The sequence below is a fragment of the Gordonia paraffinivorans NBRC 108238 genome (assembly GCF_000344155.1).
In the GTDB taxonomy this organism is placed as follows: domain Bacteria; phylum Actinomycetota; class Actinomycetes; order Mycobacteriales; family Mycobacteriaceae; genus Gordonia; species Gordonia paraffinivorans.
Map to the genome: position 1 here is coordinate 1 of NZ_BAOQ01000071.1, position 5,624 is coordinate 5,624.

A 5,624-nucleotide genomic window follows, 5' to 3' on the forward strand; every position below is an offset into this window, starting at 1 on the left:
CCTAGCCCCGCCCCCGCCCGTCCTTCGCAAACCCCCACTTTTCTCGAAACCCACCGCCTCTGACCCCCGTCTGAGGCGGTGGGTTTCATCAGAAGTGGGGGGTTTCGTGGCGGGCGGGTGGGCCGGCGACGGCGGTCAGGGTTCGATGAAGCGGGTGCGCCAGCGGTCCAGACGGTCCGGTCGCCGCCGTGGGCCTCGAACCCCTCCCAGGCGCCACCGGCGCTTTCCAGCCGGTCGAGCACCAGCTCGATGGCCGGCCGCGGGGTCCGGAAGATCTGGTGGTCCGGCTCGACCGCCGCGGGCAGCCGGCGCCGCTCGCGCATCCGGTGATAGACCTGCTCGATCGCGTCTTCGGTGCGCTGATAGTCCTCGACGATGGCCTCCGGCGCCACCCCGGCCAGCCGCAGCGAGACCGCCACCACGATGCCGGTACGGTCCTTGCCGGCCGCGCAGTGCACCACCGTCGCGCCCGATTCGCTGTACCGGTCGATCGCCGCGACCACGCGCGGGGCCGCGGTGTCCATCACGGTGCGATAGATGTCGATCAGCGGCTTCTCCACCGCCCGGTCCAGCCGCGCCCCGCTGAACAGCGGGTTGCTGACCACCTCGACCTCGCCGGGCCAGGGGTAGCCGCTGCGCGCCGACTCCGCCGGATCGCGCAAGTCCACCACCGTGGCCGGTGGCCAGACGAGGCCCTCGGGATGAGCATCGCCCAGGTACGGGGCATCACTGCGCAGCAGCACCCCCGGCCGGGTCCGGCCCGCGCCCGCGGGCAGGCCGCCCAGGTCACGTGCGTTGACCACACTGGCGAGTTGGTTTCCGTCGAGCTCGGTCGAAATCGGCAGGGTTCCCCTCTCATGCGGCGTAGCCGGTTCAGCGACTGAACCGGCTACGCCAGGTCGTTTGGTCAGGCGATCGCGCCGTCCGGGTCAGCGGCCACCGGCCACCTCGCTCGGCTGCTCGACCGGCGCCGACGGGTCGGTCGGTGCCTCGGCGACGGCCGTCTCGTGGCCCAGGCCGAATCGGTACGGCCCCATCGCCAGCAGACAGACGATCGCGACGATCACCATACCGACGATCGGCACCATGCTCGCGGCGTAGGAGCCGGTGACGGCATAGACCTGACCGAGCAGGAAGATCCCGAAGGCCGACCCCATGGCGAACAGGAAGTAGACGAAGCCCAGCACCCGGCCGTAGGAGTGCTTCGGGAAGTAGCGGCTGCTCATGTAGGCCGCCAGGTCGCCTTCGGCGCCGAGGGCCAGACCCACCAGGACCGCCCCGCCGATCAGCACTCCGCTGGTGGAACCGGAGATCAGCAGCACCACGCCCACACCGCAGAGCGCGAAGATGACCGAGCCGATGAACGGGGCGAAGACCCGGTCGAGCAGGTAGCCGGTCAGCAGGCGGGCGGCGATCGAGGCCAGACTCAGCACCGAGAGCGCGGTGATCGCGATCCCGCGGTCGATGCCCTTGTCGGTGGTCATCGGCACCACCTGCGACATCAGGCCGAAGGTGGCGGTCGAGACCAGGAAGATCGCCATGCTCAGCAGCCAGAACTGCCGGGAGGTGCGGGCGATCGAGATCAGCGACTGGCCGGCGACCGCGCCGAGCTTGCGGGCGGCGAGCCGCTCGGCCTCGTGGTTGGCCGGCATCTTGGTGACCAGCAGATAGACCGCGGTCGGGATCACGGTGCAGATCGCACCGATGACCAGGAAGGTCGAGCGCCAGCCGACCTGCCCGAAGACCCAGTTGGCCAGGTACGGCATCAGCACGCCGCAGGCACCGAGACCGGCCATCAGCACGCCGAGCGCCAGGCCGCGGCGCTGGACGAACCAGGCGCTGACCACCGTGGCGTGGGCGACCGGGTTGACCGCACCGGCCCCGGCGCCGATCAGGGCGCAGAGCAAGTAGAAGACCAGCTGACTGTTGGGCACCACCGACATCAGCATCAGACCGATGCCGAAGGCCAGGGTCATCGGAACCGAGGGCCACTTGGGGCCGTAGCGGTCCACCAGGATGCCGAGCACCACGATGCTGACGCCGGTCAGGATCGTCTCGATCGAGAAGCCGTTGGAGATCACACTGCGTTCCCAGCCGAACTCGTCGGCCATGGATTTGCCGAGCACGTTGAACAGCACGTTGACCGTGCTCGTGCCGAACAGCAGAGTCAGGAAGCCCGTGACCACGTACCACCATCGGTTGACGCTGCGGGCGCCGGTGGCCTGTACCGAAACCGCCATGTGAATCCTCCCCGGGAGACGTCGTGGGGGCCACGGTCGTGACTCTCCTCACATCTATGGCAACATATGGACTGTTCATATGCAATGGTTGGACCACATTGGGACTAACTCCCCCGATTCGTCCCGATCCGCCACCCGGAGGCCTTGCGCCCCCGAACCCTCGGGGCTAGCCTGAAATAAATGGTCAGTCCTAATGACCAGAAGTTGTGGGTCTCGCCCACCACCCGAAAGGACCGAATCTCATGGCCGACTACACCGACATCACCTACGAGGTGGACAACGGGCTCGCGACGATCACCATCAATCGGCCCGACCGGTACAACGCCTTCCGGGCGCAGACCGTCGACGAGCTGGTGATGGCCTTCAAGCGCGCCTGGGTCAGCAGCGATGTCGGTGTGGTCTGCCTGACCGGCGCCGGCGACAAGGCCTTCTGTGCCGGCGGCGACCAGAAGCAGCGCATGGAGACCGGCGACTACGGCCCCTCGGCCAGCGGCCTGTTCGAGGTCGACGCCCTGCACCGCGTCATCCGCGACACCCCCAAGCCGGTCATCGCCGCGGTCAACGGCCTGGCGATCGGCGGCGGCCACGTGCTGCACGTGCTCTGCGACCTCACCATCGCCGCCGACACCGCCCAGTTCGGCCAGAACGGTCCCCGCGTCGGCTCCTTCGACGCCGGCCTCGGCTCGGGCTACCTGGCCCGCGTCGTCGGCGAGAAGCGCGCCCGCGAGATCTGGTTCATGCTGCGCCGCCTGTCGGCCGAGGAGGCCCTGGACTGGGGCCTGGTGAACAAGGTCGTGCCGGCCGCCGACCTCAAGGCCGAGGTGCGCGCCTGGGCCGACCAGATGCTGGACTTCTCGCCGACCGCGCTGAAGGTGCTCAAGCAGTCCATGAACACCGACACCGAGCACTTCGTGAGCATCGGCAGCATGGCCTACTCCACCCTGGAGATCTTCGGCGAGACCCCCGAGGCGCGCGAGGGCATCACCGCCTTCAACGAGAAGCGCAAGCCGGACTTCGGTCAGTACCGGGGCAAGTAGACCGGGACGAGGCGAGTAGACCGGGACGAGGCGATGGACTTCTCCGCCGAACAACGTGAGTTCGCGGCTGCAGTGGCCACCTACTGCAGCCGCGAGCTGGCCACGGTCGCCCAGCGGGACGCGGTCACCGAGGGCGGCACCCTGGCCAACAGCCCACAGGTGCTGGCCACGATGGCCCGCCACGGCTGGCTGGGCGTCTCACTGCCCGCCGAATACGGCGGCGGCGGAGCAGGTTTCGTCGAGGAGTGCATCTTCCTCGAGGAGTCCTCCCGCGGACTGGCCCCGATCACCGCCTACTCCACCGGTCTCACCGCGGCGCAGACCTATCTGCGCTGGGGCAGCGAAAGTCAGAAGCAGACCGTGGTGAACAACCTGGTCGAGGGCCGACTGGAGGCGATCGCGCTCAGCGAGCCCGGCGCCGGCTCCGACCTGGCCGGCCTGCGGGTCACCGCGCGCCGGGAGCCGGATCGCTACGTGATCAACGGGCAGAAGACCTGGATCTCCGCCGCGCACATCGCCGAGCATCTGCTGGTGCTGACCCGCGAGGACAGCTCCGGCAGCCGGCATCAGGGGATGACCCTGCTGATGGTGCCGCGCGATGCTCCCGGGATCGACATCCGCGGTATCGAGACGATGGAACCGCGGACCTGCAACGACGTCTTCTTCACCGATGTCGAGGTCCCGCTCGATGCGGTGGTCGGCGAGCCGAACCGCGCCTGGTATCAGCTGATGCGCGGACTGTCGATCGAGCGGCTGATCATCGCCGCGATGAGCATCGGCGCGGCCCGCCGAGCGCTGGACGACGTGGTCGGCTACGCCCGCGAGCGCGAGCAGTTCGGCCAGACCATCGGCTCCTTCCAGGCGGTGCGGCATCGGCTGGCCGACCTGGCCACCGACATCGAGTTCGCCCGGGTCTTCCTCTACGACGTCGCCGCCAAGATCGACGCCGGTCGCGAGGACGATCTGAACAAAGAGAGCGCCATGGCCAAGCTGCGCTGTACCGAGATCGCCAAGCACGCCACGCTCGAGGCGATGCAGCTGATGGGCGGTGCCGGCTACACCCGCGAGTTCGGGATGGAAGGCCAGGTGCGCCGCGCCCTGGCGCCGCCGATCTACGGCGGCACCAACGAGATTCAGCGCGAGATCATCGCCAAGCACATCGGCCTGTGACCGGCCGCCCAAACCCCAACCTAGTGAGGTACCGATGAGTGACCACACCCCCTTCTCCAGCGAACTGCTCTCGGGCAAGCGCATTCTCATCACCGGTGGCGGCACCGGCCTGGGCCGCGGCGTGGCCCGGCACCTGGTGGAACACGGTGCGCAGGTGCACCTGTGGGGCCGCCGCGAGACGGTGCTCGCCGAGGCGGCCGCGGAAGCCTCGGCTTCCCGGCCCGGTTCAGTGCACTTCCACGCCGTCGACGTCCGCGACTACGACAGCGTCGACGGCGTGATGGGCCAGATCTGGAGCGAGCACGGACCGCTCACCGGCGTGATCAACAACGCCGCCGCCAACTTCATCGCCCAGACCAAGGACCTGAGCCCGCGGGCCTTCTCGGCGATCACCAGCACCGTGATGAACGGCTCGTTCCACACCACTCACGCGGCCGGCAAGCGCTGGATCGCCGAAGGCCTGCCCGGCTCGGTGATCTCGACGCTGACCACCTGGGTGTGGACCGGCTCGGCCTTCGTGGTGCCCTCGGCGATGGCCAAGGCGGCCGTGCACTCGATGACCATGTCGCTGGCCGTGGAGTGGGCCAAGCACAACATCCGGGTCAACGCGGTGGCGCCGGGCCCGATCCCGACCGACTACGCCTGGGAGATGCTCAACCCGACCGACAAGAGCTCGGTGGGTGCGACCCAGACCGATCAGATCCCGGCCGGCCGCGCCGGCACCATCGAGGAGCTGGCCAACCTGAGCATGTTCCTGCTCTCGGATGCCTGCGACTACCTCACCGGTCAGACGATCGCCATGGACGGCGGTCAGATGCTCGCCGGCCCAGGCACTTTCGCTGGCCTGACCTCGCTGTCGGACGCCGACTGGCAGCAGATCCGCGAGACCAGCCAGGCCGCCTCCGAGCAGGCCAAGGCCCAGCGCAGCGTCTGACTCCTCCGATACCTTCGCCGTGGGTGGTGCCGAGTGGCCCACCCACGGCGAATCTCATTTCACCGCGTTTCGACACGCACCTCGGCTAGCGCCTCGGCACGGCTCAACGAGCAGAAGCCGACTCCTTTGCCCGCCGGCCGAGCCGACGCGAGCCCCCCAAGGCGAGCGACGCGTCGAGGTCAGGTGAGCCGACCTGAAGACCCGACCACACACCACCGCACCACGTTTCGACACGCACCTCGG

The 5,624-nt window shown here is 68.7% G+C and carries 5 protein-coding genes; 3 read left to right on the forward strand and 2 right to left on the reverse strand.

Going from position 1 to position 5,624, the window contains the following annotated elements; genetic code table 11:
- Positions 1-803: tyrosine-protein phosphatase (locus tag GP2_RS20540; protein WP_006902571.1), on the reverse strand; the 803-nt coding region annotated here is incomplete at its 3' end.
- A gap of 126 nt (positions 804-929) precedes the next feature.
- On the reverse strand, positions 930-2,240 hold the full coding sequence (locus GP2_RS20545) for an MFS transporter (RefSeq protein WP_006902572.1): 1,311 nt from the start codon (positions 2,238-2,240) through the stop codon (positions 930-932).
- A 242-nt stretch (positions 2,241-2,482) separates the two neighbouring features.
- On the opposite strand from GP2_RS20545, the gene GP2_RS20550 reads away from it, so the two are divergent.
- The 3 genes from GP2_RS20550 to GP2_RS20560 are packed head-to-tail and all read left to right on the forward strand — an operon-like array spanning position 2,483 to position 5,381.
- Complete coding sequence (locus GP2_RS20550) at positions 2,483-3,277, forward strand: enoyl-CoA hydratase-related protein (RefSeq protein WP_006902573.1); 795 nt, start codon at positions 2,483-2,485, stop codon at positions 3,275-3,277.
- A gap of 33 nt (positions 3,278-3,310) precedes the next feature.
- Positions 3,311-4,447 carry an acyl-CoA dehydrogenase family protein gene (locus GP2_RS20555; RefSeq protein ID WP_006902574.1) on the forward strand — a complete coding sequence of 379 codons (1,137 nt, stop codon included), beginning with the start codon at positions 3,311-3,313 and terminating at the stop codon, positions 4,445-4,447.
- A 34-nt stretch (positions 4,448-4,481) separates the two neighbouring features.
- Entirely contained in the window at positions 4,482-5,381 is a 900-nt protein-coding gene (locus tag GP2_RS20560; RefSeq protein ID WP_006902575.1) for an SDR family oxidoreductase, read from the forward strand.
- The last annotated feature ends 243 nt before the right edge of the window (positions 5,382-5,624 follow it).

Coding starts and splice junctions, on each gene's coding strand:
- GP2_RS20545 (WP_006902572.1), bottom strand. CDS start 2,240: ATGGCGGTTTCGGTACAGGCCACCGGCGCCCGCAGCGTCAACCGATGG.
- GP2_RS20550 (WP_006902573.1), top strand. CDS start 2,483: ATGGCCGACTACACCGACATCACCTACGAGGTGGACAACGGGCTCGCG.
- GP2_RS20555 (WP_006902574.1), top strand. CDS start 3,311: ATGGACTTCTCCGCCGAACAACGTGAGTTCGCGGCTGCAGTGGCCACC.
- GP2_RS20560 (WP_006902575.1), top strand. CDS start 4,482: ATGAGTGACCACACCCCCTTCTCCAGCGAACTGCTCTCGGGCAAGCGC.